The following is a 15,891-nucleotide window of genomic DNA, read 5'->3' on the forward strand; positions in this document are numbered from 1 at the left end:
GCCATGCACGTCGAGCAGTTCCGATACAGCGCCGACAACCTGGCCTATCTCGTGTGGAACGATGCGGGGGGAATCGCCGTCGACGGCGGTGCCGTGGAAGAGATCCTCGGGTTTCTCGCGGACCGGCACCTTCCGCTCCTGTATGTGACCAACACCCACCGCCATTACGATCACACCCTGGGCAACGATGCGCTCCTGGCGGCGACGAAGGCCCGGCTTGCGAGCCCCGATTCCCTGGACGAGGGGAACGGGATCGATTGGGGCGGAGAAACGCTGTTGATCCACCCGACGCCGGGCCACACGGAGGACTCGGTGTGTTTCCAGGCCGGGTCCGTGCTCCTTACGGGGGACACTCTGTTCAACGGGACGGTGGGAAACTGCTTCTCCGGGGACCTCCTCGGCTTCCTCGGCTCCATCCGGCGGCTGATGGCCCTTCCCGATGAAACGATGATCCTGGCCGGCCACGACTACGTCCGGGATTCGATGCTCTTTGCCAGGAGACTGGAGCCGTCCAACCTGCCGGCCCTTGAGGCGTACTGGCGGACCTACGATCCGGCGTTCGTCTGCTCGTCCCTCCGGGAGGAGCGAAGCATGAACCCCTACCTGCGGTTCAACGACCCGGGGATCGTCGCGGTCCTCAAGGACCGGGGACTGCCCCGGGCGACGGAGGAGGAGCGGTGGCTGTCCCTCATGTCCATCGAGTAGGAGCCGCCCCCGGAGGTGGGACTCTACCAAGGCACCATCGAGGAAATACGGTTGCAGGAGGTTGCGGATGCCCAGGAAAGACGGGAAGGTGTTCTGCCTGAACCACCCGGAACTGGAAATGGTCCTCCAGAACGAGGGAAACGAACGGACGTTCCACGTGATCCGCCTCGCGACCCTTTCCCGGCATGGACGGATCGAAATGGAGAACAAGTCCACGGGCTTCGACATGTATTCCTGCCGGGAATGCGGCTACTGCGAGACGTACCTCACGGCGGCGGAGCTGGAAATCCTGAAGAAAAAGCAGTAAGCCGGGAGGCCCCTTCAGCGGAGGTCCAGGCGCCAGGACCGGAGCCGCCGCACGGGATCGTAGGACTCCTTGGATTTGGCCAGGTCCGCGAGACCCATGTCGCTTTCCTTGTTGATGAACTCGAACCCGGCGAAGAGGAGACGGGCACACTCCCGGTCCAGGTACTGGTAGAGACCCCGGACGTGGGGATAGGCCTTCTCGAAGTTGAGGGTCGCCATGGCTCCGTTCAGCCGGGAAGCGATTCCGAAGGCGCTTACGGCCCCGTCGATGCGGACCAGGATCCCGATCCCCTCCAGTGCCTCCAGGTTTTCCAGGGCGGCGATCACGGCACGGCGCTCGCAGGCGAGCATGTCCTCCCCGAAGGGATCGCAGCCCCCCCGAAGATGGCACCACTCGTCCAGGAACACCAGGCACTCCGGCACATTCTCCCGGCTGATCGGCTCCACCGCCACCCGTCCCCGGTTCCCGTAGGCCCTCTCGAACTGGTTGATCAGATTTCGTTTGCGGATGTAGCGGTTGCCCTTCAGCGTCGCCAGGTCGGCCGTCCGGTAGATGTAGTCCATGTACTCGGGCTGTTCGGTGAGCCGGAACCGGGTCTCCAGAACGGGCCGCCCGATCCGCTCGACCCGGTCGTCCGGGACGAACCAGAAACACGGAATGCCGGCGTCTTCGGCAAGCCGGACGAGGTCGTCGACCCCGAGTTCATCCGGTGGCGGGACGGGGAGAACCAGGTAACGGTCCTCCGGATCATGGTCCGACTGGAAGGACAGGATCGCCGAGGCTCCGTCGATCCGCCAGGCGGTCCGGTAGAGATGCCCGTTCCAGGTCATGAGCGAGAGAAGCGAATAGGGGGAGAGATCGTAGGCCTGCCTCTCAAAGTAGGGCTTCAGGATGGCGTAATCACCGATTTCCAGGGGTTTCGAGGTCATTTATCTCTGCAGCATGGCCAGGGCCCCGGGCACGGGCCGGAACCCGAGGGGCCGGTAGAAGTCTTCCGTGTTTCCGGCGGCGATGAGGCCGACCCAGCGGATCCCGTCCGCGTTGAGCCGCTCGACGATTCCCCGGACGAGGTCGCTCCCGATCCCCCGGTGTCGCATACCTTTCTCCACCGTCACATCCTGGATGTAGGCGTCGCTGACGCCGTCGCTCAGGACCCGCCCCATGGCGACCAGGCGTCCCTGCGAGAACGCCGCCAGGAAGCAGTAACTGCCCGCCACGATCCGGCCGATATCTCGCGGGTCCGGGTCCGCTACATTTTCCCACCAGCCCGCTTCGCGGTACAGGCCGAGGATCTGCAGGGCTTCCTCTTCGGTCGGGGCGGTGAGAAAACGGAACTCGATCATGGCGTTTCCCCCTGTCATCCCTTGTAGATGTAGCGCTCCAGGAGACGGTGATAGGGGGTCCACCCGGAATCCTCTTCCGGCGAGGACTCGATGAAGGTCTGGAGGGCGTTGACCTTGGCGTCCAGGTCGTCCATGTGGTGGACGATCAGGGCCTCCAGGGTCTTGGGCCTCTTGGGGGAGCCGAACTCCAGGACGCCGTGGTGGCTCAGGATCAGGTGCCGGAGGGCCATGGCGGCCTGTTCCGGAAAGTCCGGCAGTTCGGCCAGCCGGGCGTCCAGCATCTCGACCCCCATGACGATGTGTCCCACCAGCCTCCCCGCATCGGTGTACTCCACCATGCGGTCGTAGGAGAACTCGTGGACCTTGCCGATGTCGTGGAGGATGCCGCCGGTGATGAGGAGGTCCCGGTCGGCGCCGGGATAGTGATCCGCTGCCCGCTCCAGGAGTCTCGTCACCGACAGGGTGTGCTCCAGGAGCCCCCCGAGGGTGTTGTGGTGGAAACTCTTGGCCGCGGGGGCCCGCTTGAAGCGGCCCACGAGGGCCTCGTCCCGGAAGAAGGCCGTGAGGAGGGCCTTCAGGTGGGGGGTCGCGATCCGGTCCACGAAGCCCATGAGCTCGGCAAACATCGCCTCGGGATCCCCGGCGCTCGCGGGAAGGAAATCCATCGGATCGACTTCGCTCTCGTCCAGTTTCTTGAGCCCCAGGACGTTGAGCTGGACGGCGTCCCGGTAGCTGACGGCCCGGGCGTTGACCTGGACGAAATCCCCTTTTTTGAAAGCCTGGTCCCATTCGGGGGCGTGGTCCCAGACCTTGCCATCCACCTCTCCCGTGCGGTCCTTCAGCTTGAGGCTGAGGTAGGGGGCCCCCTTCTGGGAAAAGGCCATGTTCTTTTCCGCTACCAGGAAGACATCGCTGACCTTGTCTCCCTGCCGGATATCCCGGACAAACACATTTTTCATGTCGTTCTTCCTATTCGTTCGTCGTGTGAGTAGATGTTCATGGATCTCTTCCGGATCCTTCCGACCAGGGTGATGCCCGCCCGCTCCGCGGAGCGGACCGCCTCCGTCGTGGGTACGCCCAGGGAAAGCAGGATGGGGATTCCCATCACGATCGCCTTGGATACGATCTCCACGGAGGCACGCCCCGTCCTGACGAGGAACTTCTCCGAGCAGTCGATCCCGTTCAGAAGGGCGTAGCCGGAGAGCATGTCCAGGGCGTTATGGCGGCCGATGTCCTCGCGGACGGCCAGAAGCCCGTCCGGATCGGCCAGGGCGGCGCCGTGGACGCCCCGGGTCCTTTCGTGGAGCACACAGGCCTCCACGAGATCGTCGACAAGGCGCAGGACCTTCTCCGGCGGGATCGTCGGCATCCCGGCTTTCAGGATGGGACCGGCGGGACGGCGGCGTCCGCTCCGCCCTCCGCTGGACGTGATGGTGTCTCCTCCGGTTGTCTCCTCTGCAGCGGCTGTCCCGCCGACACTCGTGATCTCCACCGTCAGGACCTCCCCCGGCCATGCCGGGTCCGGCGGCCCGTCGGGCATCTGCTCGATGCGGCCGATGTCCCCGGCCCGCCCGATCCGGCCCTCGGAACGGAGAAAACCGACCGCCAGCTCTTCGGCGTGTTCTCCCGTGCAGGCGATGGCGGCCATGCGCCGCCCGTCCAGCCGGACTTCCAGGAGCACTTCCCGGATTACCGGCAGGCTGGTGGTCCGGAAGGCGCCCTCGCGGAAAACCAGGATGTCCATGATCTCAACGGGATCCGTTCTACGGGAGGTCATCCTTCTCCTTCTCCCGGAGGACCCGGTGGTCTCCCACCCGGATGGTCAGCTTCGACTGGTCGAAGTATTCCATCAGGGGAATGATGAATTTCCGGGACAGGCCCGTCAGGTCCTTGAAGTCCGTCGGATTCGCCTTGCCGGCCTTCCGGAGGAAGGCCCGGTAGTCCTCCCGGAGGCGTGCGAGGGCATCCCGGTGGAAGTGCAGGTCCTCGTTGATCCGGATCAGGATTCCCTCCTGGATGAGAACGCCCAGGATCTTGTCGGCCTCCTTCTTCCGGTCCCGGAACCGCTCCGCGAACTCCCGGACCGTCGGCGGTGCATAGCCCGCTTCCTGGTAGATCTGCAGGATTTCCCCGCGAAGGTCTTCGTGGCTGCCCTTCCAGTCCACCCGGTGCTCCTCCAGGCGGGCCGACTCCCTCTCCAGGATTACCCGGCCGGCCTTCTCCAGGTCCCGGAGGGCGGAGGCGAAGAGCTTCTGCGGGATATAGGACCCGGCGGTGCTCCGCAGCTCCTCCCGCGGCATTCCCTCTTTCAGCGGGTTTTTTTCATGATAGGATCCGAGGGTCCGCAGGATTCGCTCCTGGACGTCGTCATGGGCGATCCGGGACACGGCCCGCCACTCGTCCCGGTCCGTGAGGATCGCCCGGCGGTCCGTGAACAGCCTCTCCAGGGTCTTGCGCAGGGTTGCTTCCGGGATGCCCGTGCGGACCACCAGCTCGCTGATCGCCGCTCCGGCGAAGCCCGACCGGTCGAGGATGACGGACACCCGCTCCGCTTCGTCACCCGACGCCAGGATCTCGAACTCCCGCAGGGTTTGATCCCCATGGGCCTTGTGTTTCCGGGCCAGGGGATCCAGGATCGCTCCGCCGCCCAGGGTGGTGACGGGGGAATAGCTGCGGATGACGTAGCGGTCCCCGGCCAGGGCCACCACGGGGTTTTCGAGGAAGAACTGGGCATGGGCCTGCCGGCCCGGTGCCAGCTCCACCCCCTCCGGGAGGAGGATCCGGGCCATGGTCTCGCTGGTTCCCGTGTGAAAACGGACCAGTGTGCGGTTCTTGAGCTTCTTTTCCTGGCCTGCCAGGTACTGGAACACGGTGTCGATGCGGCGGGTCGGCTCGATGGTTCCCGGCCGCGCCAGCACTTCGCCCCGCTCGACGGAATCCCGGTCGAGTCCCTGGAGGTTGACGGCCGCCCGCTGCCCCGCCTCGGCCTCCGTCATGGTCTCATTGTGCACCTGGATGCCCCGGACCCGGGCCTTCTGGCCGGGCGGCAGCAGGACCACCTCTTCGCCGACGGAGATCCGGCCGGTGGCAACGGTGCCGGTGACCACCGTCCCGAAGCCCCGCATGGTGAAAACGCGGTCCACGGGAAGGCGGAAAAGCCCGGCGTCGGTCTCCTCCTCCACCAGGGCGGCGGTCTTCTCGATGGCCGCCAGGACGTCCGGGATCCCCTCGCCCGTCAGTGCCGAAACGGGGGCGAGGGGCGCGTTTTCGAGAAAGGTTCCCTGGAGGAATTGGCGGATGTCCTCGGTGACCAGGTCGAGCCAGTCCCGGTCCACCATGTCGATTTTCGTGAGGGCCACGACTCCCCGGCGGATTCCCAGGAAGGTGCAGATGGCCAGGTGTTCCCGCGTCTGGGGCATGACGCCCTCGTCGGCGGCGATGACAAGGACGACGAGGTCGATCCCGGCGGCGCCGGCCACCATGTTCCGGATGAAGCGTTCGTGCCCCGGAACATCCACCACGCCCAGCGTCTGCCCGCTTGCGGTTTTCAGAAAGGCAAAGCCCAGCTCGATGGTGATGCCGCGCTGTTTCTCCTCTTTGAGACGGTCCGTGTCGATCCCGGTCAGGGCTTTCACCAGGGCCGTCTTCCCGTGATCCACATGTCCCGCCGTGCCGACGACGATATGCCTCATGATTTCCCCATTCGGCGGGCAATCTAACAGAATCGCGGGGGATTCACAATCCGAAACGTCCCCGGGCGGGCGCGGCGCATGCATGCGCGCCCCTCGTCCCTGCGGCCGGACGGCTGGTCCGGATGCCGGAATCGTCGGGGACGATCCGGTGCGCCGGAGCCGGGGGTACTTTTTTATTGAAATCGGGCAGCGGGATTGATAAGCATGGCTCCTTTGAGGCAATCTGATATCAACATGCGGATTCTCGGGCTGGATTACGGGGAAAAGCGAATCGGGGTGGCGGTGTCCGACGAGCTGGGGATCACCGCCCAGGGGGTGACGGTCATCGAGCGAAAGAATCGCCGGGCCGACCTCGACGCCCTGCAGCGCCTCATCGAGGAGTACGCAGTGGAGAAAGTGGTGGTTGGATACCCGGTGCGGATGGACGGCACGAAGGGGATCCAGTGTGAAAAGGTAGACCGGTTTGCCCGGCTCCTGGAAGAGGCGTTCGGACTGCCCGTTCTTTTCCAGGAGGAGCTCCTGACGACGAAAGAAGCCGAGGAGATCCTGAGGAATGCCGGGACAGGCCGCAAAAAGCGGAAGGCCGTGGTTGACAAGCTCGCCGCCGTTCTCATCCTCAGATCCTACCTGGACCGCCCGGCCATTTCCTCCGTGGAAAAAGCGTGAACATGCCGGGAATCAAGATCAAGTGGAAGACCCTCCTTCTCCTTCTGGTGGGGATCGCATTCATCTTCCTGACATCCTTCCTCTATTTCGCTTTCAGCCCCGTCGACGACCGGCACGTCACCTCCACGGTCGACATCCCCAGGGGAACCGGATTCGTGGAGATCGTCGACATCCTGGAGAAGACGGGCCTTGTGCGGAACAAGCCCTATTTCTACACCCTGGCGATCCTGAAGCGGTCCAGCCGCCACATCCGGGCCGGGGAGTACGAACTGGCCAGTTCCATGTCGCCCAACGAGATCATCGGCCGGCTCGTCCGGGGCATGATCAAGGGCTACAAGGTGACGATCCCGGAAGACTGGTCGCTCCAGGAGATCGCCGACCTGCTCTCCTCTTCCGAGTTCAGGCTGGTAAACCGGGATGCCTTCCTGGCGATGGCCCGGGATCGCGATTTTCTCAGGAGTCTGAACATCCAGGGGCCGAGCGCCGAAGGATACCTGTTCCCCAATACGTACATTTTTAACCGCACCACGGGGCCGCGGGAGATCATCAAGGCGATGGTTCACCAGTTCTGGAAGGCCTTCACGCCGGAGATGAGGGCTCGCGCGGAGCAGATGGGGCTGTCCGTCCACGAGGCCGTAACGCTGGCGTCCCTGATCGGGAAGGAGACCGGCCTGAAGAGTGAAAAGGCCCTGATTTCGGCCGTGTTCCGCAACCGGCTGCAAAGGGATATGAAGCTTCAGTGCGACCCCACGGCGGTCTATGACCTGGAGCGTTTCAACGGTGCGGTCAAGCGGAGCCATCTCCGCAGGAAATCACCCTACAACACGTACGTTATCGAAGGGCTGCCGCCGGGGCCTATTGCGAATCCCGGGGCCGACTCCCTGCAGGCGGCCCTCCACCCGGCCGCAGCCGATTTTCTCTACTTTGTGTCGAGACAGGACGGGAGCCACGAATTTTCGAAAACCTACCTGGCGCACAACGAGGCCATCATCAAATACCGACGAATCAGCGAGGCGATGAAAGAGGCCGAAAAGACGAAGGAACCGGTGAACCAACTCCCGATGGAGCCCTGACGGGCAATCAGAAGAAGAACAATCCAGCCCCCTTTCCTCCTCAAATCCCTCCACTTTCTATAATCACGATTGAATCCGGCAGGTTGGAAAGGTGCTCGGGCGGTGGGACGGGGATGGGAGATGGCCGCCGGCTCCGACGGATGAACGGAAATGCGGCCACCGGATTTGCCTCCCGTCCACACCCCCGTTCAAATGGCGGGAAATAGTCAATTCTTCAAGAGAAAACCGTATTTTTTCTTGACAAACGGAAATCCCCCCCTTTATAGTCGCCTCGTGGAGTAAAGTGGATCGTAGTGGAGGAGATCCTTTGTCTGGATTCCGGGGGCAATATTATCACACCATCGACGAGAAGGGGAGAATCATCTTTCCTTCGCGGTTTCGGGAGGTTTTTGCCGAATTCTATGACAATCGCCTCGTCGTCACCAAATGGGACGGTTACCTGATGGCCTTTCCTTATCGGGAATGGCTGGTCATCGAGGAAAAAGTCTCCTTTCAGTCCATCCTCCGGAAAGAAGTCCGTGCTTTTCAGCGGTTTTTCATGTCCGGAGCGGTTGACTGCACCCTGGACGGGCAGGGCCGGATCCTGCTTCCCCCACACATGCGAGAATATGCCGGCCTGGAGAAGGACATCGTCCTGGCCGGCATGCTCAAGAACATCGAGATCTGGAGCCGGTCCCGCTTCGATGCGGAAATGACGCGGGCGGAGGAGAATCTGGAGGAAGTCGGACGGCATCTCGCCGATCTGGGGCTCTGAGCCGGGAGACCCCATGGCAGCCTTTCATCAGCCGGTCCTCCTGGAGGAGGCCCTTGCCCTTCTGAACTGCCGTTCCGGCGGGATCTACGTGGATGGAACCGTCGGGGGAGGAGGCCATGCCCGGGCCATCCTGGAAGGGACCTCTCCCGACGGCTTGATTGTCGGGATCGACCGGGACGACGAGGCCCTTCGGGAGGCCTCGCGCGTCCTGGCTCCCTTTGGACCCAGGGTTATCCTGGCGAAAGGGAGTTTTGCCGATCTCCGGGATATCCTGGCGGCCCATGGAATCGGCCCGGTTCAGGGGATCCTTCTCGATCTGGGCGTATCGAGCCACCAGCTTGACACGGCGGAGCGGGGATTCAGCTTCTCCCTGGAGGGTCCGCTGGACATGCGGATGGACCCGTCCTCCGGTCCCTCTGCCCGGGACCTGATCCGCAGTGCCCGGGAGGATGAACTGGCAAGCATATTCAGGGAATTCGGGGAAGAGCGGTTCGCCCGCCGGATTGCCCGCGCCATCATTGAGCACAGAAGGCGGGAACCCATTGAGAATACTGTAGATCTTGCCGCCCTGATCGCCCGGGTCGTACCTGGAGGCGCCCGGGAAGAGCGGAGAATTCATCCGGCAACGCGGGTTTTCCAGGCCCTCCGGATCGCCGTGAACCGCGAGCTGGATCACCTGGAACGGGGGCTCCGGGAGGGAATCGAGACACTCGCGCCGGGAGGGCGCATGGCGGTGATTTCGTTTCATTCCCTGGAGGACCGGCTGGTCAAGGAAACGTTCCGCTCCTGGGAGAAGACCTGCACCTGCCCGCCCGGCATTCCGGTCTGCACCTGCCGAACGGAGGCAAAGGCCAGGGTCCTGACAAGGAAGCCTCTCCGCCCCCGGCCGGAGGAGACGGAGGCGAATCCCCGGGCGAGGAGCGCGCGGCTCAGGGCGGCGGCAAGGATATGACGATGCAGCGGACGAGTGAATGGGGGGCGGCGATTCCACGGGGGGAGGGGACCTTCTCCTGGTGGCGCTATTCCGCGTTCATCGTCGTGGCGCTTGTCCTCATGCTCATGCTGACCCTGTACGTCTGGTCCCACGTCCGCATGACCCAGTTGGAATACAGGATTGCCGCGGAGCTCAACCGCAAGGAGCAACTGCTGGACGACCAGCGGAAACTGAAGATGGAAGTCGCCACACTCAAGTCCCGGAAACGTATCGAGGCGATCGCCCGGGACACCCTGAATATGACCTTTCCCGAGCAGGACCAGGTCATTATCGTGAAGTGAGGGGAAGGAGCCGCCCATGAACAGGGAATCCTCCAAATGGCTGCGCTTCCGGCTGGCAACGCTGTTTTGCTTCTTCCTGATCCTGTTCGTCGCCCTGATTTCGAGGGCGATCCAGCTTCAGATCCTCTCCGGCAATACCCTCAAGAAAATGGCCGAGCGGCAGCACATCCAGCCGGTTCTGCTCCAGCCCGAGCGGGGGATCATCTTCGACCGCAACGGGGAGAAGCTGGCCGCCAGCGTCCAGGTCGACTCCGTCTGTGCCGAACCGTCCCGGATCGCCAATCCGGACGATGCCGCCCGGAGGCTCGCCCCGATTCTCAAGATGGACCCGGAGGTCATCCGCAAGAAGATCGCCGGGCGCAAGCACTTCGCCTGGATCGCCCGGCGGATTCCCGACAGCCAGGCGGATGCCCTGGAAAAGCTGAAGATTGAGGGCATCTACACGGTGAAAGAGCCCCGGCGGATCTATCCCAACGGGGAACTCGCGGCGGCGGTGATCGGGTTTGTGGGCATCGATGCCGACGGCATCGAAGGCCTGGAGATGCGCTACAACGACGAGCTCAAGGGAACGCCCGAGAAGCTCGCCTGGTTCCGCGATGCGAAGGGAAAGAAGATTTACGCCCGCGTGGAGGGAGCAGATGCGACGAAGGTGGAGGACAACTACAACCTGGTCCTGACCATCGATTCACGGATCCAGTACCTGGTGGAATCAAAGCTCAAGGAGGCGGTTCAGGCCAAGGGCGCCCGGGGCGGCTTCGCCATGGTGATGGATCCGAAGACTGGCGAGATCCTGGCCATGGCCAACGAGCCCGGCTTCGACCCGAACACGCCGAAGGACACCGCGGACAAGGGGCGGAACCGGGCCATTACGGACGTCTTCGACCCGGGGTCCACGTTCAAGCCGTTCCTCGCCGCGGCGGCCCTGGAGGAGAAGGCAGTCAACGAATCGACCCGCCTGAACTGCGAGAACGGGGCCTACAAGGTCAACGACCGGGTCTTTCATGAGGCGAACCGGAAGAAATATGGATCGCTCGCGTTTGGTGAAGTGATCAAGTACTCCAGCAACATCGGCTGTGTGAAAACGGTGGAGCGGCTCGGAAAGGACAAGTTCTACGAGTACATCACCAAGTTCGGTTTCGGCGCCCGGACGGGAGTCGACCTGCCCGGCGAGTCCCGGGGCCTCCTCCGCCCCGTCCGGAACTGGACGCGGGTCGACACGTCCACCATCGCCTTCGGCCAGGGGATCTCCGTGACGGCCCTCCAGCTCATTACGGCCCTGTCGGCGATCGCCAACGACGGCGTCCTGATGAAGCCCCTCATCGTCCGGTCCGTCGTGGACAAACAGGGAAAAATCATCCGGGGCAACACCCCGACGGTGGTCCGGCGGGTCATCTCCCCCGAGACGTCGAAGCGGATGGCCCGGATCATGACCTCCGTCGTTCAGGACGACGACGGAACGGGCAAGAAGGCCCGGATCACCAACATCAACGTCGCCGGCAAGACGGGGACGTCCCAGAAATTCGATCCGGGCCGCCGGGCCTATTCGTCGGAGCGGGTCCGGACGTCCTTCATGGGCTTCTTCCCGGCGGAGAACCCGCAGATCACCATGATGATCGTCCTGGACGAGCCGAAGATCGACAAGTGGGGCGGCGTGGCATCGGCGCCGGTATTCAGCGGCATCGGCGAACAGATCCTGAACTGCATCAAGACTGATCTCCGCCAGCGTACACCGGCGCCGCCGCCCAGGGTGCCCGAACCGCTCCAGCCCGAGAAGGGGGTGAAGCTGGTTTCCGCACCGACGGTGCTCCTGAACGGCGCGCAGACGGAAAACGAAGAGAATGAGGCGTTGATGCCCGATTTCCGGGGCATGACCATGCGGGAGGCGCTCAAGCGGGCCAGGGAAAAGGGAATCGAGCTGAACATGTCCGGGAACGGGTGGGCCGCCAGCCAGAGCCCCCTGCCGGGGACCGCTTTGAGGGAGCGCCGCCTCTGCAGCGTATCCTTCAGTACAGGCCAGTGAAGGTGGGCGGGTGCTCCTTTCCGATGTGCTTCAGGGTGTTGATGTCCGGGGGGTCTCGGGAGACCTTTCCGGAACAGTTCGCTCCGTCTGCTACGACTCCCGGCAGTGTAGCCCCGGGAGCCTGTTCGTAGCCGTTCCCGGCCTGAAGTTCGACGGCCACGGTTTTATCGACGAGGCCATCCGCCGGGGTGCCGGATTCATCGTCCACGAACGGGAGTTCGCACCCCCCCCGGGCGTCACGGCCGTGAGGGTGGCCGACTGCCGGCGGACCCTGGGCATCCTGGGGCGCAACTTCTTCGGGGATCCGTCGGGCTCGCTCTGTCTGATCGGCATCACCGGCACGAACGGCAAGACGACCGTCACCTATCTCCTGGAATCGATCCTGGAAGCCGCCGGCAGCCGGCCCGGCATCCTCGGGACGGTAAACTACCGGTTCGGCGCCCGGGTGTGGCCCGCGCCCAACACGACCCCCGAGTCGCTGGAAATGCAGCGGATTCTTCGGGTAATGCTCGACGCCGGCGCCACCCACGTGGTGGGGGAGATCTCGTCCCACGCCCTGGACCTGAAGCGGGTCGACGACTGCGATTTCGACCTTGGGATCTTTACCAACCTGACGCAGGACCACCTGGACTATCACGGCACGATGGAGGCCTATTTCACCGCGAAGAGCCGGCTGTTCCTGGAAGTCCTGCCGGCGAGCCGGAAGGGCGGGGCCATCCGCTCCGTCGTCAATGCCGACGACCCATGGGGCCGGCGGCTCCTGGCCAGGACGGCGGTGAAGACCCTTTCGTACGGACTGGAGACTCCGGCGGACGTGTCGGCCCGGAATGTCGCCTTGAGCCTCGACGGAATCGAGGCGGAAGTCCGGGGACCGGGGATATCGACAACCCTGCGATCTCCCCTCATCGGGCGGTTCAACCTCTATAACATCCTGGCCGCGGCGGCGGCCGCCGCCGCCCTGGGGATTCCGGAAACCGCCGTTCAGGAAGGGGTGGAGCGCCTCCGGAACGTGCCGGGACGCCTGGAGAAGGTGGACGTGAAACCGGGCGACCCCCGTGTTTTTGTCGATTACGCGCACACGGAAGACGCCCTCCGACGCGTCCTGGAAAATCTGGCCATGTTCCGCCGCGGACGGATCGTCACCGTCTTCGGATGCGGCGGCGACCGGGACCGGGGCAAACGTCCCCTCATGGGACGGGCCGCCGTGGAAGGGAGCAGCGTGGCGATCATCACGTCCGACAACCCGCGGACCGAGGATCCCCTGGAGATCATCCGGGAGATCGAGGCCGGCGTGGTCGGATTGCCGGTGCACCGGATCCGGGCCGGGGAGTTCGACGAGGCGTCCGGGAAGGCCGGTCGGCCCGCGTATTTTGTCGTACCGGACCGGAAGGCGGCCATCGGGCAGGCCATCCGGTCGTCCGGCCCCGACGACATCGTTCTCATCGCCGGCAAGGGGCACGAGGACTACCAGATCATCGGGGAGAAGAAGACGCCCTTCGACGACCGCCTCGTAGCCCGGGACGCCCTGTCGGCAAGGCGGGACGGGGAGGGCCGCTGATGGCGTCCGTCCTGACCATCCGGGAGATCCTGGATGCGGCGGGGGGAGTCCTCCTCCGCGGCGACGGGCGGGGGACCGTGGACGGCGTATCGACGGACACGAGGACCCTGGGGCCTGGAAATCTCTTTGTGGCCCTCCGGGGGGACCGGTTCGACGGCCACCGTTTTCTCGGGGCCGCTGTGGCGGCGGGGGCAAAAGCGGTCATCGTCCAGGAGGACCCGCCGGGAGAGTGGATCGCGGGTCTCGCCGGCGTGGACGTGATCCGGGTGGAGGACACCCTGACAGCCCTGGGCGACCTGGCCGGCCACGTCCGGGGGAAGTACACGGTGCCTGTCATCGCCGTGACCGGCAGTTCGGGGAAGACGACGACCAAGGAGATGGCCGCCGCCGTCATCGGGCGGAAAATGCAGATCCTCAAGACGGAGGGCAACCTGAACAACCTCATCGGCGTTCCCATGATGCTCTTCCGTCTCGGCCCGGAGCACCGCGCGGCCATCCTGGAGCTGGGAACGAACCGGCCTGGCGAGATCGCCCGGCTGACACGGATCGTCCGGCCGGACATCGGCCTGGTCACGAACATCGGCCCCGCCCACCTGGAGGGGCTGGGCAGCCTGGAAGGCGTCGCCCGGGAGAAGGGGGACCTCTTCCGGCACATGAAAGAAACGGCCACGGCCCTGATCAACCGGGACGACCCCTTCGTACGGGGCCAGGAGGAGCAGTGGCCGGGGAAAACGGTGACCTTCAGCATGGAAAGGGACGCGGACATCACGGCAGCGGACATCCGGACGGATGCGGGGGGGACCTCGTTCCGCCTCGACATGGGGGACCGCCGCCGGGAGGTCCGGATTTCCCTCTGCGGGCGGCACGCCGTCTCCAACGCGCTGGCGGCGGCGGCCTGTGCCCGGGCGCTCGGCATCGACGAGGACGGGGTTCGGGAAGGACTGGAGTCGTTTCGCCCCGTTTCGGGCCGGATGACGGTACTCCCCCTGGCCAACGGGGCGTTCCTGGTGGACGACGCCTACAACGCGAATCCCGCCTCCGTCCGGGAGGCCCTCCGGACCCTCCGGGACCTGAGGGGTGCCGGCACCGGGGTGGCGGTCCTGGGAGACATGCTGGAACTGGGGGACGCCTCGGCGGAGCTGCACCGCGACACGGGCCGTCTCCTGGCGGAAACGGGGATCCGGCGGGCGTACCTGAAGGGAGCCTTCTCGGGGGACACCGCCCGCGGCGCCGTCGAGGGCGGGCTGGCCCCGGGGGACGTGACGTTCTTCGAGGAGCCCCGGGAGATCCTGCCGTCCCTGCGGGAGCATCTCCGGGAGGGAGACTGGGTCCTGGTCAAGGGGTCCCGGCGGATGCGCCTGGAGGAAACCGTCCGGGCCGTCGCCGACTGGTTCGGAACGAAGGAGACCGCATAGATGCTGTACCACCTGCTGTATCCGCTCCATACGGTGTTCTCCTCCTTCAACGTGTTCCGCTACATCACGTTCCGGACGATCTATGCCGCCATCACGGCCCTGGTCATCTGTTTCGTCGTCGGTCCCTGGCTGATCCGCAAGCTCCAGAGCCTCCACGTGGGCCAGCAGGTGCGGGACGACGGTCCGAGCACTCACCAGGTGAAACAGGGCACCCCCACCATGGGCGGGGTCCTCATCATCTTCGCCGTCGTCGTCTCGACCCTCCTGTGGGCCAACCTCCGGGTGGACTACATCTGGCTGGTGATCCTTGTGACGATCGGCTACGGGCTCATCGGGTTCATGGACGACTACCGGAAGCTGACCCGGCGGAACAGCAAGGGCGTTCCCGCGAAGACCCGCCTGGCGGGGGAGATCGCCATCGCGCTTTTCGTCAGCGTCATCCTGTTCTTGAAGCCGGGCTTCTCCTCGAACCTGACGGTTCCCTTCTTCAAGACGGTGCTTCCCGACTTGGGCTGGATGTACATCCTCCTGTCCACGTTCATCATCGTGGGTGCGGCCAACGCGGTGAACCTGACGGACGGCCTGGACGGCCTGGCCATCGGGCCGGCCATCACCTGCTTCCTGACGTACCTCCTGTTTGCGTATTTCGCGGGCAACGTCCGCATCTCCGGCTACCTCCAGGTCCCTTACGTGGCGGGAACGGGCGAGCTTTCGATCTTCTGCGGCGCCATGGTCGGCGCCGGGATCGGTTTTCTCTGGTACAACACCTACCCGGCCCAGGTCTTCATGGGCGACGTGGGATCGCTGTCCCTCGGGGGGGCCCTGGGGACCCTGGCGATCATGACCAAGCAGGAGATCCTCCTGGCCATCGTGGGGGGCATTTTCGTCCTCGAGACCTTCTCGGTCATCGCCCAGGTGGGCTGGTTCAAGCTGTCCGGCGGGAAGAGGATCTTCCGGATGGCCCCGATCCACCACCATTTCGAGCTGAAGGGATGGCCGGAGCCGAAGGTCATCGTCCGGTTCTGGATCATCTCGATCCTCCTGGCCATGGTGGCCATCAGCACGCTGAAACTGCGGTGACGG

Annotated in this window: 16 protein-coding genes; 11 read left to right on the forward strand and 5 right to left on the reverse strand. The window is 64.5% G+C overall.

All coding sequences use genetic code 11. From position 1 onward, the window contains the following. Positions 1-3: 3 nt before the first annotated feature. Both PLO63_00875 and PLO63_00880 read left to right on the forward strand, forming a co-directional pair. Complete coding sequence (locus tag PLO63_00875) at positions 4-705, forward strand: MBL fold metallo-hydrolase (protein HOI72671.1); 702 nt, start codon at positions 4-6, stop codon at positions 703-705. Between the two features lie 67 nt (positions 706-772). Beyond that, on the forward strand, positions 773-1,012 hold the full coding sequence (locus PLO63_00880; protein ID HOI72672.1) for a hypothetical protein: 240 nt from the start codon (positions 773-775) through the stop codon (positions 1,010-1,012). A gap of 14 nt (positions 1,013-1,026) precedes the next feature. Here PLO63_00880 and PLO63_00885 read toward each other — a convergent pair whose 3' ends face one another. Genes PLO63_00885 through selB form a run of 5 tightly spaced genes read right to left on the reverse strand, consistent with a single transcriptional unit; the run spans position 1,027 to position 6,047 of the window. Beyond that, positions 1,027-1,941, reverse strand: a complete 915-nt coding sequence (locus PLO63_00885; protein ID HOI72673.1) for a phosphatidylglycerol lysyltransferase domain-containing protein — start codon at positions 1,939-1,941, stop codon at positions 1,027-1,029. Continuing rightward, positions 1,942-2,355, reverse strand: coding sequence for a GNAT family N-acetyltransferase (locus tag PLO63_00890; protein ID HOI72674.1), 414 nt, complete (start codon positions 2,353-2,355; stop codon positions 1,942-1,944). Positions 2,356-2,369: 14 nt separating this feature from the next. Beyond that, positions 2,370-3,314 (reverse strand): HD domain-containing protein, encoded by a 945-nt coding sequence (locus tag PLO63_00895; GenBank protein ID HOI72675.1) that lies wholly within the window; start codon positions 3,312-3,314, stop codon positions 2,370-2,372. After that, the gene (gene fdhD, locus PLO63_00900; protein HOI72676.1) at positions 3,311-4,132 is read right to left on the reverse strand and encodes a formate dehydrogenase accessory sulfurtransferase FdhD; all 822 of its coding nucleotides are present in this window, start codon (positions 4,130-4,132) and stop codon (positions 3,311-3,313) included. Before fdhD ends, PLO63_00895 begins: the two co-directional genes overlap by 4 nt. Next, a complete protein-coding gene (selB, locus tag PLO63_00905; GenBank protein ID HOI72677.1) occupies positions 4,119-6,047 on the reverse strand; it encodes a selenocysteine-specific translation elongation factor in 1,929 nt (642 codons plus the stop codon). Before selB ends, fdhD begins: the two co-directional genes overlap by 14 nt. 204 nt (positions 6,048-6,251) lie before the next feature. On the opposite strand from selB, the gene ruvX reads away from it, so the two are divergent. The 9 genes from ruvX to mraY all read left to right on the forward strand — a co-directional run bounded on the left by ruvX (position 6,252) and on the right by mraY (position 15,888). After that, positions 6,252-6,713: a Holliday junction resolvase RuvX gene (gene ruvX, locus PLO63_00910; protein HOI72678.1), complete on the forward strand. Its 462-nt coding sequence runs from the start codon at positions 6,252-6,254 to the stop codon at positions 6,711-6,713. Between the two features lie 2 nt (positions 6,714-6,715). Beyond that, positions 6,716-7,786: an endolytic transglycosylase MltG gene (mltG, locus tag PLO63_00915; protein ID HOI72679.1), complete on the forward strand. Its 1,071-nt coding sequence runs from the start codon at positions 6,716-6,718 to the stop codon at positions 7,784-7,786. Positions 7,787-8,093: 307 nt separating this feature from the next. Continuing rightward, positions 8,094-8,540, forward strand: a complete 447-nt coding sequence (mraZ, locus tag PLO63_00920; GenBank protein HOI72680.1) for a division/cell wall cluster transcriptional repressor MraZ — start codon at positions 8,094-8,096, stop codon at positions 8,538-8,540. Positions 8,541-8,553: 13 nt separating this feature from the next. Next, positions 8,554-9,492 (forward strand): 16S rRNA (cytosine(1402)-N(4))-methyltransferase RsmH, encoded by a 939-nt coding sequence (rsmH, locus tag PLO63_00925; protein ID HOI72681.1) that lies wholly within the window; start codon positions 8,554-8,556, stop codon positions 9,490-9,492. Between the two features lie 2 nt (positions 9,493-9,494). Then, positions 9,495-9,815, forward strand: coding sequence for a cell division protein FtsL (gene ftsL / locus PLO63_00930; protein HOI72682.1), 321 nt, complete (start codon positions 9,495-9,497; stop codon positions 9,813-9,815). A 16-nt stretch (positions 9,816-9,831) separates the two neighbouring features. Then, positions 9,832-11,835 carry a penicillin-binding transpeptidase domain-containing protein gene (locus PLO63_00935; protein HOI72683.1) on the forward strand — a complete coding sequence of 668 codons (2,004 nt, stop codon included), beginning with the start codon at positions 9,832-9,834 and terminating at the stop codon, positions 11,833-11,835. 10 nt (positions 11,836-11,845) lie between these two features. After that, positions 11,846-13,393, forward strand: a complete 1,548-nt coding sequence (locus PLO63_00940) for a UDP-N-acetylmuramoyl-L-alanyl-D-glutamate--2,6-diaminopimelate ligase (GenBank protein ID HOI72684.1) — start codon at positions 11,846-11,848, stop codon at positions 13,391-13,393. Next, on the forward strand, positions 13,393-14,808 hold the full coding sequence (murF, locus tag PLO63_00945) for a UDP-N-acetylmuramoyl-tripeptide--D-alanyl-D-alanine ligase (protein HOI72685.1): 1,416 nt from the start codon (positions 13,393-13,395) through the stop codon (positions 14,806-14,808). Before PLO63_00940 ends, murF begins: the two co-directional genes overlap by 1 nt. After that, positions 14,809-15,888, forward strand: a complete 1,080-nt coding sequence (gene mraY, locus PLO63_00950) for a phospho-N-acetylmuramoyl-pentapeptide-transferase (protein ID HOI72686.1) — start codon at positions 14,809-14,811, stop codon at positions 15,886-15,888. Positions 15,889-15,891 lie beyond the last annotated feature (3 nt).

The organism is Syntrophales bacterium, from assembly GCA_035363115.1.
GTDB lineage: Bacteria > Desulfobacterota > Syntrophia > Syntrophales > PHBD01 > PHBD01.